Source organism: Candidatus Poribacteria bacterium, assembly GCA_021295755.1.
Classification (GTDB): Bacteria; Poribacteria; WGA-4E; order WGA-4E; family PCPOR2b; genus PCPOR2b.
In genome coordinates this window covers 1-679 of record JAGWBT010000208.1, presented here as the reverse complement: position 1 = coordinate 679, position 679 = coordinate 1, and the positions used below count along the sequence as shown (strand labels likewise).

Annotated in this window: 1 protein-coding gene; it reads right to left on the bottom strand. The window is 48.7% G+C overall.

Annotated features, from left to right (window positions below):
- Positions 1-173 precede the first annotated feature (173 nt).
- A partial coding sequence (locus J4G02_21755; GenBank protein MCE2397144.1) for a restriction endonuclease occupies positions 174-679 on the bottom strand: 506 nt, incomplete at its 5' end.

Below are 679 nucleotides of genomic sequence, written 5' to 3'. Positions count from 1 at the left end.
ACATAAGAAGAATGAATCAACCGATAAACCCTTGAACAATGTGGAAAAGACTTTCTCACTAAACTAGCACCAAAGGTTAATAGGAACCGGGGTTGTTGATAAATACGGGCGGCGTAACCCTGCCCCTACGGTTTCACTCCGTGATTCGCACTTTCTTTTTGCACGACGTTCAATTAAACGTTGCCTTCTACGATGGCGATTTCCTCGTCGGTCAAGTTGTAGAGTTGATAGACCACCTGATCAATCAGTGCGTCGGCACCCTGAATGCGGGTGAGCAATGGGTCAAGTATGTTGCAGCTACGTGTAAATTCGCGCTCCAGCAATTCTTGGAAATTTCGGTCTGATGGATCAACGGCGATGGATCGACGGTTGCTCTTGAGGATCTCAAGTAGTTCTTCAAACGACAGATCGAAGTAATCCTGGATCTTGGTCTTGTTTTTGAGCGAATCAATTTCGACCCCGATTTCCCGTTCCAACCAGCGCAGGAAGCCGCGAATTTCCTCCCCTTTGGCTCTGTTCATCTCAACCATCTCCTCCGCTTGGAAAGCGAGCAGGTCATGGACGACATCAGAACGCTCTAAGTCGGCGGTGAGATGGTATTTCACAAAGCCGAGAACACAGTCGGTGCTGCCTCTGTCGAGGCAGCGTTGGTAGAGGATTTTGGCTTTTTCGAGTTGGC